The organism is Cupriavidus sp. GW822-FHT06G04, assembly GCF_058799075.1.
Genome location: NZ_JBXALD010000007.1, coordinates 114398 through 133469 on the forward strand (window position 1 = coordinate 114398; position 19072 = coordinate 133469).

General features: G+C 63.6%; 19 protein-coding genes and 2 tRNA genes. 8 read left to right on the forward strand and 13 right to left on the reverse strand.

Features of this window, described 5'->3' with window-relative positions:
- Positions 1 to 90 precede the first annotated feature (90 nt).
- Entirely contained in the window at positions 91 to 1182 is a 1092-nt protein-coding gene (locus tag AC1RKI_RS17110; protein WP_150982063.1) for a YeiH family protein, read from the forward strand.
- 43 nt (positions 1183 to 1225) lie between these two features.
- On the opposite strand, the gene AC1RKI_RS17115 is transcribed toward AC1RKI_RS17110, so the two are convergent.
- Positions 1226 to 1312 (reverse strand) — tRNA-Leu (locus tag AC1RKI_RS17115).
- A 187-nt stretch (positions 1313 to 1499) separates the two neighbouring features.
- Between AC1RKI_RS17115 and AC1RKI_RS17120 the strand changes: the two genes are divergently transcribed.
- Both AC1RKI_RS17120 and AC1RKI_RS17125 read left to right on the forward strand, forming a co-directional pair.
- Positions 1500 to 1841 (forward strand): hypothetical protein, encoded by a 342-nt coding sequence (locus AC1RKI_RS17120; protein ID WP_492919055.1) that lies wholly within the window; start codon positions 1500 to 1502, stop codon positions 1839 to 1841.
- 221 nt (positions 1842 to 2062) lie between these two features.
- The gene (locus tag AC1RKI_RS17125; protein ID WP_061957915.1) at positions 2063 to 2470 is read left to right on the forward strand and encodes a heme-binding protein; all 408 of its coding nucleotides are present in this window, start codon (positions 2063 to 2065) and stop codon (positions 2468 to 2470) included.
- A gap of 181 nt (positions 2471 to 2651) precedes the next feature.
- On the opposite strand, the gene AC1RKI_RS17130 is transcribed toward AC1RKI_RS17125, so the two are convergent.
- The 4 genes from AC1RKI_RS17130 to AC1RKI_RS17145 all read right to left on the reverse strand — a co-directional run bounded on the left by AC1RKI_RS17130 (position 2652) and on the right by AC1RKI_RS17145 (position 5125).
- Positions 2652 to 2975 carry a hemin uptake protein HemP gene (locus AC1RKI_RS17130; RefSeq protein WP_150982064.1) on the reverse strand — a complete coding sequence of 108 codons (324 nt, stop codon included), beginning with the start codon at positions 2973 to 2975 and terminating at the stop codon, positions 2652 to 2654.
- 256 nt (positions 2976 to 3231) lie between these two features.
- Positions 3232 to 3645 (reverse strand): ExbD/TolR family protein, encoded by a 414-nt coding sequence (locus AC1RKI_RS17135; RefSeq protein ID WP_061957917.1) that lies wholly within the window; start codon positions 3643 to 3645, stop codon positions 3232 to 3234.
- A 32-nt stretch (positions 3646 to 3677) separates the two neighbouring features.
- The gene (locus AC1RKI_RS17140) at positions 3678 to 4412 is read right to left on the reverse strand and encodes a MotA/TolQ/ExbB proton channel family protein (protein WP_150982065.1); all 735 of its coding nucleotides are present in this window, start codon (positions 4410 to 4412) and stop codon (positions 3678 to 3680) included.
- Positions 4413 to 4465: 53 nt separating this feature from the next.
- A complete protein-coding gene (locus AC1RKI_RS17145) occupies positions 4466 to 5125 on the reverse strand; it encodes an energy transducer TonB (RefSeq protein ID WP_222156570.1) in 660 nt (219 codons plus the stop codon).
- Between the two features lie 447 nt (positions 5126 to 5572).
- Here AC1RKI_RS17145 and AC1RKI_RS17150 point away from each other — a divergent pair, with 447 nt between their 5' ends.
- Complete coding sequence (locus AC1RKI_RS17150) at positions 5573 to 7888, forward strand: AAA family ATPase (protein ID WP_227459186.1); 2316 nt, start codon at positions 5573 to 5575, stop codon at positions 7886 to 7888.
- On the opposite strand, the gene murI is transcribed toward AC1RKI_RS17150, so the two are convergent.
- From murI to AC1RKI_RS17170, 4 genes are all read right to left on the reverse strand, one after another.
- Complete coding sequence (murI, locus tag AC1RKI_RS17155) at positions 7878 to 8708, reverse strand: glutamate racemase (protein ID WP_150981118.1); 831 nt, start codon at positions 8706 to 8708, stop codon at positions 7878 to 7880. The genes AC1RKI_RS17150 and murI overlap by 11 nt on opposite strands.
- A 68-nt stretch (positions 8709 to 8776) precedes the next feature.
- Positions 8777 to 10300 carry a fumarate hydratase gene (locus AC1RKI_RS17160; RefSeq protein WP_061959746.1) on the reverse strand — a complete coding sequence of 508 codons (1524 nt, stop codon included), beginning with the start codon at positions 10298 to 10300 and terminating at the stop codon, positions 8777 to 8779.
- 139 nt (positions 10301 to 10439) lie between these two features.
- On the reverse strand, positions 10440 to 11003 hold the full coding sequence (locus tag AC1RKI_RS17165) for a TIGR00645 family protein (protein WP_492794960.1): 564 nt from the start codon (positions 11001 to 11003) through the stop codon (positions 10440 to 10442).
- A gap of 103 nt (positions 11004 to 11106) precedes the next feature.
- Entirely contained in the window at positions 11107 to 12030 is a 924-nt protein-coding gene (locus tag AC1RKI_RS17170; protein WP_492794962.1) for a DMT family transporter, read from the reverse strand.
- Positions 12031 to 12325: 295 nt separating this feature from the next.
- On the opposite strand from AC1RKI_RS17170, the gene acs reads away from it, so the two are divergent.
- Both acs and AC1RKI_RS17180 read left to right on the forward strand, forming a co-directional pair.
- On the forward strand, positions 12326 to 14308 hold the full coding sequence (gene acs, locus AC1RKI_RS17175) for an acetate--CoA ligase (protein WP_150981115.1): 1983 nt from the start codon (positions 12326 to 12328) through the stop codon (positions 14306 to 14308).
- Between the two features lie 102 nt (positions 14309 to 14410).
- Positions 14411 to 16462 (forward strand): VC_2705 family sodium/solute symporter, encoded by a 2052-nt coding sequence (locus AC1RKI_RS17180; protein WP_061959749.1) that lies wholly within the window; start codon positions 14411 to 14413, stop codon positions 16460 to 16462.
- A gap of 7 nt (positions 16463 to 16469) precedes the next feature.
- Here the strand turns inward: AC1RKI_RS17180 and AC1RKI_RS17185 are convergent, their stop codons facing one another.
- Together AC1RKI_RS17185 and AC1RKI_RS17190 are read right to left on the reverse strand one after the other, a co-directional pair.
- A complete protein-coding gene (locus AC1RKI_RS17185; RefSeq protein ID WP_492794964.1) occupies positions 16470 to 17063 on the reverse strand; it encodes a hypothetical protein in 594 nt (197 codons plus the stop codon).
- Positions 17064 to 17188: 125 nt separating this feature from the next.
- Positions 17189 to 17279: transfer RNA gene (locus AC1RKI_RS17190), tRNA-Ser, on the reverse strand.
- A gap of 176 nt (positions 17280 to 17455) precedes the next feature.
- Between AC1RKI_RS17190 and AC1RKI_RS17195 the strand changes: the two genes are divergently transcribed.
- Positions 17456 to 17659 carry a hypothetical protein gene (locus AC1RKI_RS17195; protein ID WP_061959751.1) on the forward strand — a complete coding sequence of 68 codons (204 nt, stop codon included), beginning with the start codon at positions 17456 to 17458 and terminating at the stop codon, positions 17657 to 17659.
- A gap of 136 nt (positions 17660 to 17795) precedes the next feature.
- Entirely contained in the window at positions 17796 to 17921 is a 126-nt protein-coding gene (locus tag AC1RKI_RS17200; protein WP_263289587.1) for a hypothetical protein, read from the forward strand.
- On the opposite strand, the gene AC1RKI_RS17205 is transcribed toward AC1RKI_RS17200, so the two are convergent.
- Together AC1RKI_RS17205 and AC1RKI_RS17210 are read right to left on the reverse strand one after the other, a co-directional pair.
- Positions 17918 to 18634, reverse strand: coding sequence for a GGDEF domain-containing protein (locus AC1RKI_RS17205; protein ID WP_150981113.1), 717 nt, complete (start codon positions 18632 to 18634; stop codon positions 17918 to 17920). The two genes, AC1RKI_RS17200 and AC1RKI_RS17205, sit on opposite strands and share 4 nt — an antisense overlap.
- Positions 18635 to 18666: 32 nt before the next feature.
- Entirely contained in the window at positions 18667 to 19056 is a 390-nt protein-coding gene (locus tag AC1RKI_RS17210; protein WP_061959752.1) for a DUF1987 domain-containing protein, read from the reverse strand.
- Between the last annotated feature and the right edge of the window lie 16 nt (positions 19057 to 19072).

Genomic DNA, 19072 nt, shown 5'->3' on the forward strand with positions numbered 1-19072 from the left:
ATAACTGATTACATATACCGATATTACCCGTTTAGCGGGTTAGCGGCGCAAGGGTACGCTGCATGCATCAATCAGAACAACAGTTGCGCCATGTCCTCGACCCCAGCCTCTTCGTCCGTCCCCGCGGTCATTCCTTCGTCCGCCCTGGCCTTGTGGCGCAAGCGCATCCTGACGCTCATCCCGCTTGGCGCCATTGCATGGCTCGCGCAGGTGCTGGCGGATCATCCGGCGGTTTCGCAATATGGGTTGTCAGCGTTGACGCTGGCCATGTGCGCGGGGATGGTTGCGGCCAATACGATGCCGAAGCACTGGCTGACGCCGCTCGCGCCGGGCATGCAGGTGGCGCGTCATCATCTTTTGCGCTTGGGTGTCGCGTTGTATGGATTGCGTCTCACTTTCGGCGCGATCGCGGCACTTGGCATCGGCGGTGTGGCGGTGCCTCTGATCATGCTCGTGGCGACGTTGCTGTTCGGCACATGGGTCGGCTCGTCCTTCTTCGGGCTTAGCCGTCGCGAAGCCATTCTAGTAAGTGCCGGCAGTGCCGTATGTGGCGCGGCAGCGGCAATCGCCGTGTCCTCGGTCGTTCGCACCGATGATCGCCAGACTGCGGTGGCGGTGGCCACGGTCGTGCTGTTCGGCACACTGGGCATGCTGTTGTATCCGTGGATCTATGAGTTGGCCACGCAGCATTGGCATTTCGCGATCGGTGAGCGCGCCTTCGGCATCTTCACCGGCGCGACGCTTCACGAGGTGGCGCAGGTCATCGCTTCGGGCAAGATGATCAGCGATACGACGGCTGATGCAGCCGTGGTGGCAAAGATGGTGCGCGTGCTCGCGCTGGGCCCGCTGCTGCTGATCATGGCGCTGTGGCCGCGCACGAGCTGGTCCCAAGAGGCCGGCGGTACGCGCAATCTGCGCGGTCTGCTGCGCTCGGTGCCGTGGTTTGCTGTCGGTTTCGTTGCCGTCATGGCACTGAATTCCGCGGCGCTCGTTCCAGTGGAATGGAAGTCAGCCCTGACTGCACTCGACAACTGGATGCTGGCCTGCGCGATGCTGGCTATCGGGCTGCATACCCGTCTAGGTGAATTGCTACGCGCCGGGCGTAAGCCGCTGGCGCTGGCCGCCACGCTCTTTATCTTCTTGATGGTGCTTGGCGCTGCACTTTGCGCACTGATGGTGTGACATCCGCGGCGACGCCGGGATAGCGGTGGAAGGTCGAGGAAGATGGTGCGGCCGACGGGAATCGAACCCGTAAGCCCGGAAGGGCGGCAGATTTTAAGTCTGCTGAGTCTACCAATTTCTCCACGGCCGCACGGCAAGCCCGGTATTGTCGTGGCATCGGTCGCAGGAAGCAAGCTGCACGATATACGACGTAAAAGTGATCTGGCTGTTACCGCCGGTAACAATGTCGCTAGCGCCGTTGCACCTGAAAGTCGAGGAAATCGTAAAATAGCCATCATCAGGAGGCGTTCTCCTAGTCATCACCAAGAGGCATGATCATGAAACGTTGGTTGTTCGCAGCATTCGGTGTGGCCGCCGCGCTGGCTTCGGGCGCCGCAATGGCCCGCGCGAACGTCGACGTGGCGATTGGCGTGCCGGGCGTGGTGGTCGGAGGTCCTGCGTACTACGCGCCGCCGCCGGCCTATTACGCGCCGCCGCCCGTGGTGGTGGCTCCGGCCCCGGTTTATTACGGTCCGCCCCCGGTGGTGGTGCGTCCGGCTCCGGTGTATTACGGTGCGCCACGCTATTACGGCGGAGGCCCGCGCTACTACTACGGCCCGGGATGGCGGGGTTATGACGGCTACGGCCGCGGACATGGTCACGGCCACTGGCACCGCTGATTCCTCTTGTAGTGTGCCCGAGCGCAGTTACCGCGCCAGGAAAGCCCCGATCCGGGGCTTTTTCTTTTGGCTCGGCACGTCGGCGCCCGAGCAGCTTGCCCGTCAAGACGTGCGGCGGGTGAAGGACTTTCACCTTCCCTGTGGGGTGGCGGCGGCATTTCATATAGGCCCGGCGCGATATACTGCGGCCTCAACCCCTGACTGAACCGATGGAGAGAGGTATGCAGCAAAAGACCGTACTGACGGCTGATGACGTGAAGAAGGTGCTGGTCGCCGCCGAGGCTGAGGCTTTGGCAAACAACTGGGCCGTCACGATTGTGGTCGTCGATGACGGTGGTCATCCGCTTGGCTCGCTGCGCCTGGATGGCGTGGCCCCGATCTCGGCTTACATCGCCACGGAGAAGGCCCGCACGGCGTCGCTGGGACGCCGCGAATCGCGCATTTACGAGGAAATGATCAACAACGGTCGCTACTCGTTCATGACGGCGCCGGTGCTGAGCGGCATGCTTGAAGGCGGCGTTCCCATCGTCGTCAACAATCAGGTAGTTGGCGCCGTGGGTGTGTCCGGTGTGAAGTCGACCGAAGACGCGCAGATCGCGCGCGCCGGCATCGCAGCGCTGGGCGTCTGATTGCTGCGCTGAAATGCAAACGCCCCGCGAGCGCAACGCCGCGGGGCGAATTGTTATGGTGCTGTGCCATCAAGGGCGTCAGGCTCGCGCGCATGGCGCGCCACGCTAACCATTGGTTGCCCGAAATTCGATGGGGGCGACCACCCAAGCCAGATCGCCAGACATCGGCGCCCGCCCTCGGCTACTTGGTCAGAATCAGCTTTCCATAGCGCGTCACGCGCAAGGTATAGATCTCGCCGTTATGCAGGATCGGCAGCGTGTTGGCGCCTCGCATGATCGCATCGAGCGGCACGGCCTGGGCGGCATCGCCTTGTGCCGCAGACTGGCGCATCAAGGCTTCGAGGCGCGCGGGGAGGCCGGCGACAGCGGACTTGACGCTTTCGATGGCCGACGACGCAGTGGTCGCTTCCCGCCGGGCCTGCGGCGCAACTTCCACGCGGCGCAAGGAAAGGCGCCGGCGCGTGACTTCACGCGGTTGCGACAGCGGCAGGCTCAAGGTGCTCATGGTCTTCTCCGTTGGAAGTGTTCGGTAAAAGCGCGTTGTCACGCGGTGTGCCGGATTCAATGCAAACCGAGGCGCCGGTTCACGATAAAAATGATCATAAATGAGAACCGTTATCATTACAAGCGAATTCACGCCTCGTTACAGCAGCTATCCCCGGTCGATCGCCTGACGTCTTTTCGACAGGTCGATGTAGCGCGCAAGCCAAAAAAATGGCGCCCCTAGGGCGCCATATCCGGTGAGGCAGCGTCGAAGCCGGTCAGTGCTTCGGCTCGGTAATGAAACCGATCTTGCCGAGGCCGCCGTGCTGCGCGGCGGCCATCACCTCGGCCACACGCTCGTAACGGACATCGCGATCGGCGCGCAGGTGCAACTCCGGCTGAGGCTGCACTTGGGCCGCTGCGGCAATCCGCTGCTCCAGCTGGGCCTGATCGACTTCTTCCTGGTTCCAGTACACCTTGCCCTGCGCATCGACGGAAACGTTGATGCTTTGCGGCTTGGCGTCGTTGGGTTGGTTGGTCGCACGCGGCAGGTCGATCTTGACCGCGTGATTGATGACGGGAATCGTGATGATGAAGATGATCAGTAGCACCAGCATGACGTCGACCAGCGGCGTCATGTTGATTTCGCTCATCACCTCGTCATCGTCTCCGTCGAGCGTGCCGAATGCCATGATGCTTTCCTTCAGGCGCGAGAAATCAGCGCTTAGTTCTTGACGGCCAGGCGCACCGACGCGTCGTCGGACGCGCGGGCGGCGGCGTTGGTGGGACGCACGCGGGCGCCAGTCACAAAGTATGCGTGCAGGTCATGGGCAAAGCGGTTCAGCTTGCTGATCACGCCCTTGTTGCCGCGGCTTAGCGCGTTGTAGCCGAGCACGGCGGGAATCGCAACGGCCAGGCCGAAGGCGGTCATGATCAGCGCCTCGCCAACCGGACCCGCCACCTTGTCGATGGTCGGCACGCCGGACGCGCCAATACCGATCAGCGCGTGATAGATGCCCCACACGGTGCCGAACAGACCGACAAACGGCGCGGTCGAGCCGACCGATGCCAGCACGGCCAGTCCCGATTGCATGTGCGATACGGCCTCATCGATCGCGCTCTTGAGCGAGCGGGTGAGCCAGTCGGAAATATCCAGCGCATCGTGCAGTTGCGGCTGGCTGGCGCGATGGTGCTGGGCGGCTTCACGTCCGGTGATGGCCAGCACGCGGAACGGGTTCGCGTCGCTGGAGCCGAGCGTGTCGAGCGCATGGTCGAAGTCGTCCGAATGCCAGAAACGCTTTTCTGCGCCATGCGCCATCTTCTTGAGGCGAACCAGATCCCACGCCTTGGTGAGGATCACGATCCACGACAACAGCGACATGATCAGCAGAATGATGGCGGTCGCACGCATGACGAAATCGCCTTGCGACCAGAGGTGGGAGAGTCCGAGGTCCTGCATGGTGGTTCCTGAAAAGGTCAGTGTTTAGATATGTCGGAAAGATCCGGGAAAAATCAGTTTGCCAACTGCCAGACGATGGGCTGATCCGGCGTCACCGCAATCGCGCGGCCGTTCTGCATGAAGGGTTTGCAACGCATGCCCTTTACGGCTTCGACTGCGGCGTCGTCGAGTCGGCTCGACCCGCTGGACTTCTTCACCACAGCCTTGACGACCTTGCCCTTGTCGTCGATGGTCAGATTCACAATCGTCGTGCCCGATTCGCCCATGCGCTGCGACTGGCGCGGATATACGGCCTGCGGGCGCGAGCATTCGATTTCGTCGATGCCCACGGCACGTGGCGCGGCATTGGCCGGCGGCGGGGCGGGCGGTTCCGCGGGCGCCGGCGGGGCCGGCGGGGCGGGGGGCGCCTCGATCGCGGTCGGCGACGGCGGCAGCGATGCCACCGGTTCCGGCGTCGGTTGCGGCTTGGGCGGCGCCGGACGCGGCGTGACCACCTTGACCTGCTTGGGCGGCTCGGGTGTCTTCTGCGGCTTGGGCGGTTCCGGCGCCTTCTGCTGCTGAGGCGGTTCCATCGGGATGATGCGGGCGATGATTTCCGGGGCGATGACGGCCTCGGTCATCTTGCGCGCCAGACCGGACTGGATCAGATACAGCAATCCGGCATGAAACAACAGGACCGCGACGGTGATCTTGAAAAATCGTTGATCGAACATGAGAGGAACGACAGATGCTCGCCAAATGGCGCAATCACTTGCGGTAGAACAGGATCAGCGAGATGCCACATCCGACCAGCAGGCTCAATAGCAGTTCCATGATGATAACGCTCCAGAAAAACACAGCCGTGAAACGGGGTTGCCAGGGGAGCGCTACTCTTGGGCAGCGTATCAGCGAGCAGTATAAACGATAATGATTCTTATTTGTTGCGCATTGTGCAATGCGGGCGATTCTTCTGCATCCGCTTCATTCGGGCGGAACATCAATGGCGGCCGCTACGTCGGGCCGGCGTAACGTGGCCTAGGCCGCGCCAAAAAGCGCGCCCGGCGCCCATCGGCCGGAAAACCGCGCTACGATAAACAGAAACCCCATTGCGGCAGACACGGCATAGGTTGGGCGATCCCTGCGGTCCGGACGTCCGAAGTCCTGTGCGAAGGGAGCCAGTCATGGATTTCACCCGTTTTGCTGAAGACGACCGCACGATGGACGACCGCACCACGTTGCTTCGCGCGTCGCCCGGCGCGCCGGGAACGTCGGCCCTCGACTGGATGTGCGCCCAGTTTGCCTTGCGCGTGGTCTGCGCACTGGGCCCGCGCTTCAACTTGCGCAGCAATATCAACGATGTCCTGACCGTCAGCGCGCAGGAGATGGTCTGGCCCTACGGCGTGGTGTTGCGCGTGCAGCGATTCCTGTCGGCGCGATGCGCCGATATGCCCGCGTGGAAGGGCGCCTCGCGGCTGTCGCCCGAGGACTTTCTGGAACGCCACGGTCAATGGAACAGCGCCTTCGACGAAAGCGCGTTGTTCTATTACCTCGACGAATACGTCAAGCATCACGCCAAGGACATGTTCGCGGTATTCGCCGCGTCGTCGGCCGCCATCGCCGCGCGGCTGGACGGCGAGCGCGTGCTGCTCGTGCGCAATATCGACATGCTGAGCCATGTGCTCAACCTGCCGGACCACGAGCGCAAGCTGCTGCTCTACGCCGCGCTCGCCAAGTACAAGCGCGACCTCCGAGCGGTGATGGTCGACTGCAAGGTCGCGCACAGCCAGGAGGCATTCCAGATCCTGTCGGGCCTCACCGGCGCCAGTCCTGCCGATATCGCGGTCTCGCTGCGCCCCGGGTCGCGTCTGGAGACGTTGAACCTGATCGAGCAACCGCTGCCCGAAAACAGCGTGACCGATCTGGGCGACCTGATGCGGCTGTCCGATCGGCTGCTGCACGTACTGCTGGGCAATTACGCCAACGAAGCCGAGATGATGGCGGTGTTCACGCGGCCGGCCGCGCCGCCGACGCTAGGTACCGCGGACTATCCGCATGTCGAAACCGATGTGCGCTATCTGACCGCGTTGCTTGGCAATGCCACGCGCCAGAATGCGCCGGGCGTGAACGTACTGATCTATGGGCCGCCAGGCACGGGCAAGACCGAGTTTGCGCGATTGCTTGCGCGCGAAGCGGCGTGCGAACTTTACGAGGTCGACTGCTTCGATCGCGACGGCAACAGTCTTTCGGGCAAGGACCGCTATCGCTCGCTGCAGGTGTCCCAGGCGTTCCTGCGCGGACGCCCCCGCACCGCGCTGCTGTTCGACGAGGTCGAGGACGTGTTTCCGGGCAGCGCGCGCGAGCTGATGAGCCTGTTCGGTCAGGAAGACACGCGCGGGTCCGTCAACGGCAAGGCGTGGGTCAACCAGACGCTTGAGCAGAATCCCGTGCCGGTGATCTGGATATCGAATTCGATCCGGCAGATCGATCCGGCATATCTGCGCCGCTTCCAGTTTCACCTAGAGCTGAAGATTCCGCCGCCGCTGGTGCGCGAGAACATCATCCGCAAACATCTGGGCAGCCTCGATGTCAGCGATGCGTTCATTGCCACGCTGGCCGCGCGCAAGACGCTGACGCCGGCCCAGGTGCAATCGGCCGCGCGGTTCGTGGAACTGGCGCGACCCGATGTCGACGAACCGCTCGAAGCGCTGATTCTGCGCCAGCTCGAACATGCCGATCGCGCGATGGGGCTGCGCCCGGAGGCCGAGGCGCGTCCGGTCGTCACGCATTACCGGCTCGACAATCTCAATCTGGAATCGCGCTACGCCGTCGACAAGATCGTGCAGGCGCTGGGCGCGCGGCGGCGCGGCACGCTGTGTTTCTATGGCCCGCCCGGCACGGGAAAGACGGCGCTGGCCGAGCATATTGCGGCCGCGCTCGATCTGCCGCTGATGATCCGTCGCGCGTCCGACCTGATGAGCAAGTACGTGGGCGAAACCGAGCAGCAGATTGCGGCGATGTTCGCGCGCGCCGAAGAGGATGGCGCGGTGTTGCTGCTCGACGAGGCCGACAGTTTCATGCAGAGCCGCCAGCAGGCCGTGCGCAATTACGAAGTGTCCGAAGTCAACGAGATGCTGCAGGGCATGGAGCGTTTCAACGGCATTTTCGTCTGCACGACGAATCTGTTCGAGCGGATCGACGAAGCGGCGCTGCGGCGCTTTTCCTTCAAGATCCGCTTCCTGCCGCTCAAGCCTACGCAGCGCGTGGCGATGTTCGTCGACGAGGCGCTCGATGGCGACGACAGCCGCATGACCGACGCGATTCGCCGCGATCTCGATGCGATGGATTGCCTGACGCCCGGAGACTTCGCCACCGTCAAGCGACAGTCCGTGGTTCTTGGCGAAGCGCTGACGCCCGATGAATTCCTGGCGCAATTGCGGCAGGAGCACGCCGTGAAGCCGGACGTGCGGCATCACAAGCCCGTCGGCTTCACGCAGTAAGCGGTCCGTCTTCCAGCGCGGGTGCGGGTTCGATGACCACGGTTTCGGCACGGGCCTCGACCTGCAGCAGCGCCGCGGCCATCTCGTGCAGATGCGCCGCATCCTTCGTCGACAGATAGCGAATGCCGGCCGCGTTGGCAGGATCGGCCGCCATATCGAATTCGGCCAGCTTGCGCGCCAGTTGTCGCGCAATTGCGGCGCCCGTGTCGATCAGTGTCAGCCTGTCCCCGACCATCTCGCGAATCGCGGCCGACAGGAACGGGTAGTGCGTGCAGCCAAGCACCAATGTGTCGGCGCCGGCTTCGAGCATGGGCCCAAGATAGGCGTCGAGTTTTTCGCGAATGGCCGGACTGGACACGTCGCCTTGCTCAATCAGCGCAACCAGCCCGTGGCCCGCCGCGCACAAGTAGCGGCTTTCCGGCGCGAGCGTCGCCAGCAGACGAGAGAACTTCTCGCTTTTCAGGGTGTTGGCGGTGGCCAGCACACCTACCACCTTGCTGCGACTGATCGCCGCCGCGGGCTTCAATCCCGGTTCGACGCCGATGACCGGCACACTCAATTCGCTGCGCAGCGCCTGCACGGCATGCATCGTGGCCGTGTTGCAGGCTATCACCAGCGCCTTGCACCCCTGCGCGACGAGCCATCGGCACACTTGCAAGGTGCGCGCCGTCACGAACCGCTCGGGCTTGTCGCCATAGGGGGCGTAGCGAGAATCGGCAAGGTAGATCAGCGGCTCATGCGGCAGCAGCGCGCGCACTTCGCGCAGGACCGAAAGGCCGCCAAGACCGGAGTCGAAAATGCCGACAGGAGAAGAGTCCACGAAATCGCGCGCGTAAAAAAGCCGGACAGCAATTGTCCGGCTTCCGAGGGTAAAAGACTACCGGTCGATCAGGCCGTTGCGACCGGAATCTTGCCGATCTTCGCCTGCCATTCGGCAGGGCCGGTCTTGTGCACCGACGTACCCGAACTATCCACGGCCACCGTCACGGGCATGTCCTTGACGTCGAATTCGTAGATCGCTTCCATGCCGAGGTCTTCAAATGCCAGCACCTTGGCGCCGCGAATCGCCTTCGACACCAGGTAGGCGGCGCCGCCCACGGCCATCAGGTAGGCCGACTTGTGCTTCTGGATCGATTCGATCGCCACGGGGCCGCGCTCGGCCTTGCCGATCATCGCGATCAGGCCGGTCTGCGAGAGCATGGTTTCCGTGAACTTGTCCATGCGGGTCGCCGTCGTCGGGCCGGCCGGGCCGACTACCTCGTCGCGCACCGGATCGACCGGGCCGACGTAGTAGATCACGCGGTTGGTGAAATCGATGGGCAGCTTTTCGCCCTTGGCCAGCATGTCGGCGATGCGCTTGTGCGCGGCGTCGCGGCCGGTCAGCATCTTGCCGTTGAGCAGCAGCGTCTGGCCCGGCGTCCACGAGGCGACTTCCTCGGGCGTCAGCGTGTTGAGATCGACGCGCTTCGAGGTTTCCGTGTTCGGCGCCCATTCCACCTTCGGCCATGCCGACAGATCCGGCGCTTCCAGCTTGGCCGGGCCGCTGCCGTCCAGCGTGAAGTGAACGTGGCGGGTGGCCGCGCAGTTCGGGATCATCGCCACGGGCTTGGAAGCCGCGTGCGTCGGCGACGCCATGATCTTGACGTCGAGCACCGTGGCCAGGCCGCCCAGGCCCTGCGCGCCGATGCCGAGCGCATTCACCTTTTCATACAGTTCGACGCGCAGTTCCTCGATCCAGTCCTTCGGGCCGCGTGCGATGATGTCCTGGATGTCGATGGATTCCATCAGCGATTCCTTGGCCATCACCATTGCCTTTTCGGCGGTGCCGCCAATGCCGATGCCGAGCATGCCCGGCGGGCACCAGCCGGCGCCCATCGTCGGCACTGTCTTCAGCACCCAGTCGACGATCGAGTCGGACGGGTTCAGCATCACGAACTTCGACTTGTTCTCCGAACCGCCGCCCTTGGCCGCCACCTGGATGTCCACCGTGTTGCCCGGCACCACTTCGTAGTGGATCACGGCCGGCGTGTTGTCCTTGGTGTTCTTGCGGGCGCCTTCCGGCGGGCTGACGATCGACGCGCGCAGCACGTTGTCCGGGTGCGTGTAACCGCGGCGCACGCCTTCGTTGATCATCTCGGTCAAGCCCATCGTGGCGCCGTCCCAGCGCACGTCCATCCCCACCTTGACGAAGACCGTGACGATGCCGGTGTCCTGGCACAGCGGGCGCTTGCCTTCGGCGCACATGCGGCTGTTGGTCAGGATCTGTGCAATCGCGTCCTTGGCGGCCGGACTCTGCTCCAGCTCGTAGGCGCGGCCCAGGCTGGTGATGTAGTCCATCGGGTGGTAATAGCTGATGTACTGCAGGGAATCGGCGACGCTCTGGATGAGGTCTTCTTGCTTGATGACTGTCATTTTGTGGGGGGAGGGCAGCGGTGAAACACAGCCCGGGATGATACACCGTGGCGGCGACGGCTGTTGCAATGCATACAGCCGTCGACACATTTGGTCGGGTATTGCGGCGGTGGCAGCCCTCGCCCCGCCAGTCGCGAAGTCAGTGTGCGTTTTGCGGCGCGCCGGGCACGCCGCCGGACGCGCCCGCCGGGTGCGGATACGACACCATGCGGTCCACCCAGGCCATCGCCAGCGCCGAGAGCAGGAACGCAACGTGGATGATCACCTGCCACATGATCGTATGCGAGCTGCGCTGCTCGGCGTCGATAAACGTCTTGAGCAGATGGATCGACGAGATGCCGATCAGCGCCATCGAAAGTTTCACCTTCAGCACACCGGCGTTGACGTGATCGAGCCATTCGGGCTCGTCGGGATGATTGTCGATGCCGAGCCGCGACACGAAGGTCTCGTAGCCGCCCACGATCACCATGATCAGCAGGTTCGAAATCATCACCACGTCGATCAGCCCCAGCACCACCAGCATGATCTTGGTCTCGTCGAAGGACGTGACGTGCGACAGCAGGTGCCAGACCTCGACTAGGAAGTGATAGACGTAGACCCCTTGCGCGACGATCAGGCCAAGATATAGCGGCAGTTGCAGCCAGCGCGAAGCAAAGATAATGCGGGGAATCGGACGAAGCGGTCGGTTGGGAGTGTCTGCCATGGGATGGGACGCGGGAATTGGTAATGTCCTAAGACAATCGAAGTGTGGTTCGATTGTACCGTGCGTCCGATAACACCCGGCGGCGCCGCCTGATAACGGTTCGTCACCGTACCGACTGGTCGCCCAGCGCGCGGCGCGCGATCGGTCCGGGCCAGCTGGCCAGCGCGATGCCGCCCAACACGCAACCGAGGGCCACGCCGTGAGCCCAGCCCGGCCGCTCGCCCAGCACCGCGATGCCGTATCCGGCCGCGGCCACCGGCAACACTGCCGTGAACACGCCGGCCAACTGCGCGGGCACATGGCGGATGCCCTTCATCCAGAGCCAGAAAGAGAAGATGCTGGCCGACAACGCGTACCACAGCAGCAGTGCCCAGGTGGTCAAGCCCACGCCGGCGAAATCGAATGTCAGCAGCGGCACGATGCCCAGCGGCAGCATCAATGCGCCTCCGATCAGATGCGTGTATGCGCAGATTTCGATCGCGGCAAGCGTCTGCGACAACCGGCGCGACAGGATCACGTAGATCGACTCGCATAACACCGCGCCCAGGATCATCAGGTTGCCGATCAGCGCCTGGTTGCTGGCGGTGCCTTGCGGCGCGCCATGATCGCCACCGCGCGCAATGTTCAGCACCGCAATGCCGGCCACCGCCAGCAATACCGAAAACACTGTCCGTCTGGACAGGCGTTCGCGCAGCCATAGCCACGACAGGATCGCCACGGTGGCCGGGATCGTGCTCGTGATCACGCCGGCGGCCATCGCACTGGTCAGCCGCACGCCACCCAGCATCAGCAGCGTGAACATGAAGGTGCCGAAGAACGCCATCAGGAACAGGTTGAGCCATTCGCCGCGCGATACCTGGCGCATCCGGGCGGGCCGATACCACGGCGACAGGCACACGATGGCCACCAGGAAGCGCAGCAGCGCGAACAGCAGCACCGGCACTTCGGCGATGATCGATTTGCCCAGTCCGACATTGCTGCCGACGAGGGCCATGGCCGCAATCAGTAGGAGCGCGTGGATCGGCAAAGGGTGGCGTGGAAGGAAAGAAAGGGATAACGCGACAGGCGCGATGAATGGGCGTGCGCGCTGTTCGGGTATTCGCGACCGGCGCATTATAGCTGTGCTAACTTAGTAGAGCCGACTGCACTTGCGCCCCCGCTTTCCCGCCGCGGTCGACCTTTCGACGGATCTGTTGCGACGCAGCATGACTGCGGCATCGGCTGCCCTGTCAGTCATGATCGTCGGGTTGGACCGTCAGGTTTAAGTAAGGCGCCGGGCGTACCTTGCACGCAAAGCAGTCAAAGCCAAACAGGAGACACCCATGTCCGCCATCGAGTCGGTGATGCAGGAGCATCGCGTTTTCAATCCCCCTGAGTCGTTCGCGAAGAACGCCGCCATTCCGAGCATGGAGGCCTACAACGCCCTGTGCGACGAGGCCGCCAAGGACTACGAGGGCTTCTGGGCGCGCCATGCCCGCGAGCTGCTGCACTGGCACAAGCCGTTCACGAAGGTGCTCGATGAAAGCAACGCGCCGTTCTACAAATGGTTCGAGGACGGCGAACTCAATGCGTCCCACAATTGCCTCGAACGCAATATCGAGAAGGGCCTTGGCGACAAGACCGCGATTGTTTTCGAAGCCGACGACGGCAGCGTTTCGCACGTCAGCTACAAGGATCTGCTGGCCAAGGTCAGCCGCTTTGCAAACGGCCTGAAGGCGCTCGGCATCAAGAAGGGCGATCGCGTTGTCATCTACATGCCGATGTCCGTGGAGGGCGTGGTGGCGATGCAGGCCTGCGCGCGGATCGGCGCGACCCATTCGGTCGTGTTCGGCGGCTTTTCCGCCAAGTCGCTGCAGGAGCGCCTGGTCGACGTCGGTGCCGTGGCGCTGATCACCGCCGACGAGCAGATGCGCGGCGGCAAGGCGCTGCCGCTCAAGGCGATTGCGGACGAAGCGCTCGCACTGGGCGGCTGCGAGGCCGTCAAGCATGTGGTGGTCTATCGCCGCACTGGCGGCAAGGTGAACTGGACCGAGGGCCGCGATCGCTATATGGAAGATGTCGCCGCCGGCCAGCCCGATCACTGCGAGGCCGAGCCGGTAAGCGCCGAGCATCCGCTGTTCGTGCTCTACACGTCGGGTTCGACCGGCAAGCCCAAGGGCGTGCAGCACAGCACCGGCGGCTACCTGCTGTGGGCGTTGATGACGATGCGCTGGACGTTCGACATCAAGCCCGACGACATGTTCTGGTGCACCGCCGACATCGGCTGGGTGACCGGCCACACCTACATCGCGTACGGGCCGCTGGCCGCCGGCGCCACGCAGGTCGTGTTCGAAGGCGTGCCGACTTTCCCGAACGCGGGCCGCTTCTGGGACATGATCCAGCGCCACAAGGTCAGCATCTTCTACACCGCGCCAACTGCGATCCGTTCGCTGATCAAGGCTGCCGAGGCCGACGAGAAGATCCACCCGAAGCAGTACGACCTGTCGAGCCTGCGTCTGCTGGGAACGGTTGGCGAGCCGATCAATCCGGAAGCGTGGATGTGGTACTACAAGAACATCGGCCAGGAACGCTGCCCGATCGTCGATACCTTCTGGCAAACCGAAACCGGCGGCCACGTGATCACGCCGCTGCCGGGCGCCACGCCGCTGGTGCCGGGCTCGTGCACGCTGCCGTTGCCGGGCATCATGGCGGCCATCGTCGATGAAACCGGCCAGGACGTGCCCAATGGCAGCGGTGGCATTCTGGTGATCAAGCGTCCGTGGCCGTCGATGATCCGCACCATCTGGGGCGATCCGGAGCGCTTCAAGAAGAGCTATTTCCCCGAGGAACTGGGCGGCACGCTGTATCTGGCCGGCGACGGTTCGATCCGTGACAAGGACACCGGCTACTTCACGATCATGGGTCGCATCGACGACGTGCTGAACGTGTCGGGCCACCGCATGGGTACGATGGAAATCGAATCGGCGCTGGTGTCCAACCCGATCGTCGCCGAGGCCGCCGTGGTTGGTCGTCCCGACGACACGACCGGCGAAGCGATTTGCGCATTCGTGGTGCTCAAACGCTCGCGTCCGACCGGCGAAGAGGCCGTAAAGATTGCCGCCGAACTGCGCAACTGGGTGGGCAAGGAAATCGGCCCGATCGCCAAGCCCAAGGACATCCGCTTTGGCGACAACCTGCCCAAGACGCGCTCCGGCAAGATCATGCGTCGCCTGCTGCGGTCGCTGGCCAAGGGCGAGGAGATCACGCAGGACACCTCGACGCTGGAGAATCCGGCCATCCTCGACCAACTGAAGCAAGCGCAGTAATCCACCGGTCATGCGCGCTTGGCGCTTGCGTGACAACCGTTGTGCCCGCCCCGGCGCTGTCCGGCGCGGGCACATTTGTCTGCTCGATGACTCCTTTTTCTGATGGCTGACACCCAGTCGCGCTTTGGCCGACGGCTGATGCTTTATTACGGCCTGTTCACGCTCGGGCTGTTCGGCTTCGTCGGCATGATGGCGCTGCTGGAGCGTTCGAACGCGGATGCGCTGTGGCTCGGCTATGTCTTCCTGTTTGTCACGATCGCGATCTACGCCTGCATCGGGCTGATTTGCCGCACCTCGGACCTGAACGAGTACTACGTGGCGGGCCGGCGCGTGCCGGCGATGTTCAACGGCATGGCGATCGCCGCGGACTGGATGAGCGCCGCGTCGTTCATCGGCCTGGCCGGCATCATCTTCGCGTCGGGCTACGAGGGGCTGGCCTACGTGATGGGATGGACCGGCGGCTATTGCCTGGTGGCGTTCCTGCTGGCGCCATACCTGCGCAAGTACGGCGGCTATACGATTCCCGATTTTCTGGCCGCGCGCTACGGCAACGGCAAGCCGGGCGGCAATATTCCCGTGCGGGCCATCGCGGTGCTGGCCGCGTCGCTGTGTTCGTTCGTCTACCTCGTGGCGCAGATCCAGGGCGTCGGGCTGATCGTCACACGCTTTATCGGCGTCGAGTTTGCCGTCGGCGTGTTCTTCGGGCTCGCCGGCATCCTGGTCTGCTCGTTCCTGGGCGGCATGCGCGCGGTGACGTGGACCCAGGTGGCGCAGTACATCATGCTGATCGTGGCGTTTTTGCTGGCCGTGTCTCTGATCGCATGGAAGCATCATCAGCAGGTGGTGCCGCAGGTGAGCTACGGCGGGCTTCTCAGGCAGATCGACGCCGAGGAAAAGCGTATCGATCGCGATCCGGCCGAGCAACAGGTGCGCGAGATATTCCGCCAGCAGGCAATCGACCTGCAGGATCGCATCGCCCGTCTGCCGCAGTCGTTCCACGAAGAGCGGGCGGCACTGGACGCGCGGCTGCAGGAACTGCGCGCGCGCAATGCGCCGCTACGCGAGATCAAGGCCGTCGAGCGCGAACGGCAGGCCTTTCCGACCGATGCGGCGGACGCGCAGCAGCAGTGGAGCCAGGCGCGCGAGCATGCGCTGGCGCGCAGCCAGCCTTCGACGTCGTCCACCGAACCCTATCCCGCCGCATCGGAACAGGAGCGCAAGACGCGGCGTCTTAATTTCGTGCTGCTGGTGTTCTGCTTGATGGTTGGCACCGCCAGCCTGCCGCACATCCTGACGCGGCTATACACCACGCCGTCGGTCAAGGAGACGCGCAATTCGGTAGCGTGGGCCGTGTTCTGTATTGCGCTGCTCTACGTATCGGCGCCCACGCTGGCTGCGCTGGTCAAGGTGGAATTCTTCCAGCATCTGGTCGGCATCCCGTACGCGGAGTTACCGCAATGGGTGGTGCAATGGCGGAAGGTCGATCCGCCGGTGTTCGGGATCCGGGACATGAATGCCGACGGCATCGTGCAGTGGGCGGAAATTCTGATCCAGCCCGACATGATCGTGCTTGCCGCGCCGGAGATCGCGGGTTTGCCGTATGTGATCTCGGGCCTTGTCGCGGCGGGCGCGCTGGCCGCCGCACTGTCGACCGCCGATGGCTTGCTGCTGACCATCGCCAATGCGCTGTCGCACGACGTCTACTATCACATGATCGATCGTCAGGCCAGCCATCAGCGCCGCGTTACCACCGCGAAGATCGTGCTGCTTGGCGTGGCGCTGTTTGCGTCTTATGTGACGTCGCTGCGGCCGGGCAACATCCTGTTCCTGGTCGGCGCGGCGTTCTCGCTGGCGGCTTCAAGTTTTTTTCCGGTGCTGGTGCTGGCGATCTTCTGGCGGCGGACCACCGCGGCGGGCGCGGTCGCCGGCATGGCCACCGGACTCGGCGTGGCGGTCTATTACATCTTCGTCAACTACCCGTTCTTTACCAGGATGACCGGCATTTTTGGCGACCGCTGGTTTGGCGTGGATCCGATCGCTTCGGGCGCGTTCGGCGTGCCGGCCGGATTCGCGGCGGCGATCCTGGTCAGCCTGATCACGCCGCGCAACGCCCCGGTGATCGACCGGCTGGTCAACTATCTTCGCAAGGGCTGACAGTGCACTAGCGGTTGGCGACACGTTGGCCGACCGGTGTGGCGGGCAGCACCTGATACAGCTGGATGCGGCGCGGCGCAATCGGCCCGCGCACCACCACTTCCTCGATATACCTCGCGCGCCGCAGCGCGTGGCGGGCCGCCTTCAGATACACCTTCGCTTCGCGGCCCATGTCGCGAAACGGCTCGCGCTGGCCGCGGAACGAGGGAATCAGCGGCGAGCAATAGTTCAGTTGCCGGATGTCCTCGCCGTTGCTGAAGTGCCCCGCGTGGTTCAGCGTCGTCGGATATGAGAAGCCAAGTTCGGGCGTGACTTCGATGTGTTCGAGGCCGCGAACGTCGATACGGTAAGCGTAAAGGACCCCGTTGCCGATGGGCCGAAGGCGCGGCGGAAGATATTGCGGACGCTCGACGCGCTCGCCGCTGCGGCCATTGATCCGCTCCAGTCCGAACGAAATGAGTCCGAGCACTGACCGGCATGCCTGGATCGTCTGGCTGCCGTAGATCCGTGGATCAAGGTGGCTGGTAGCCCCGCCGGAAAATCCTTCTTTGAGGATTACGGAAGGGTCTCGGATATCAAGCTTGTAGACGTACTCGATCATGTGGCGGCTCCTGAAAGGATCGGCCCCGCGCATGTCGTGTGGCCCACCCCCCCTGGCCGCGCGTCGGGCCAAAAAGAAAAGCCCCGCAAGTTTGTGCAACTTGTGGGGCTTTCTTATGGGTGTCCTGGCGGAGAGAGGGGGATTCGAACCCCCGATAGGCTATTAACCTATACACGCTTTCCAGGCGTGCGACTTAAACCACTCATCCATCTCTCCGGGAAGTCCGCGATTATAGCAGAGTCATTTCGGGTGTCCAGAGGCGGAGGTGAAGCGGAAAAATCGGGGCCGGCGCTGCATCGGGCAGACAGCAAGTTCCGTTGCCGACGTGGTGGCATGCATCTATAACGATTTCCGGGGGAGCGCTTTCACGACGTCGCCTTGGAGGTCGAAACATGCTGCCACGCAAGCTTGTGGGTTTACTGATGTTGCTGATGCTCACTGGCTGCATGTCGCGCCAGGTGAATCATCTGCTGCCGCCCGCGCCAGAACCGCCGCGTATGTCGCCCGATCAGGCCGCCGAGCCACGGGACGCCGTACAGGTCCTGGCGCCCACCACCGGGGCGACCGCGGTGTCGCGTGCACCTGTGTCGCCATAGGGATAGGCGTCGATGGCCCGCGAGGCAGTGCGCACCGTCGCGCGCCGAAGCCTGCCGGGTCCGCATCGCGATTCGCAATCTTGGCGATCGTCCACTACCATGCAGCGTAGGTCTTCGCACAATGGGAGAGACGCGCATGTCGAATGAAAAACGGGGCATTGCCTTGCCGACGCTGCTGGCCTTCACGATCGCCGGCATGGCGTTTACCGCGTCGCTGGTGCTGGCGTACTACGCCACGCATCCCGACAGGATCGGGCGCTAGCCCAGGATGGCGCGGGTCACGCGATTGCGGCCGCTGCGCTTGGCTTCGTAAAGCGCTTCGTCGGCGCGGCCGTAGGCATGTTCAAAGGTGCGGCCCTGCGGCGACCAGCTCACGCCGAAACTGGCCGTGACCTGGCGGTTCACCGGTGACGGGAAGCGGTATGCGGCGATGGCCTCGCGCATGCGTTCGGCCAGTGCGATGGCCTCGTCGATCATGAAGTCGGGCAGCAGGGCGGCGAATTCTTCCCCGCCCACGCGGCCGATCACGCCTTCGGCGCAGACCGTATCCTTCAGGCACGCCGTCACCCCGCAGATCACCGCATCGCCGACCGGATGGCCGAAATCGTCGTTCAGTCGCTTGAAATGGTCGATGTCCAGCACGATCAACGCGAGGCTGCCGCGCGCCAGCGCAGCGGTGGCGCGGTCGATCACGGCGCCGCGGTTCAGCGCACCGGTCAGCGTGTCATGCGTGGCGCGATATTCGAGTTCCTGCGCCAGTTCCTGCAGCCGATGGTTGAGCCGGTTCATTTCCAGCTCTTCGCGGTCGCTGCGCCGGATCAGCCGCCGCGTTTCGCGCATCAGTCGTTCGTAATAGCTGATCAGTTGACCGAGCGTATGCCGGTAGGCGTCCTCGCCGGCGTCGACGTCGCAGAACACGGCCTTGGCATGCGCCAGCACGCTGTTCTCCGATTCGAACAGGTCAGGTTCCGACATGGCTGCGGCAGGAGGCACTTCGCGCGGCGCGTTCAACTGCTGGTGGTGATTTCGTCGACAAAGTCGATGGCGGGAAAGTCGTCGTGCAGTTCCTGGCCGAATTCCAGGATCGTGTCGTCGTCTTCGTCGTGGAACCAGTGCAGCGTCACGCGATTGCCGTTCTCGGCCGCTTCGTTCAGCGCGTCGAACATGCTGAACAGCATCTTGGTGCTGGAGCTGTTGAAATAGGTCAGCGCAACGTTCACGGTGATGTCCATGTCGTCGCACTCGGCCAGGTACTTGCGCAGCCGGCCGAGCGCTTCGCCGTAAAAGACCGCGGCGTTTTCGGGGTAGGACTCGCCCTTGAGCGAAAGCGTGTGCCGCGCGAAGTCGAAGCTCAACTCGGGCGAGCTTGGCGTGGCGGCGATAAACAGGTTTTCCATGTCTGGCTCTGTGCGA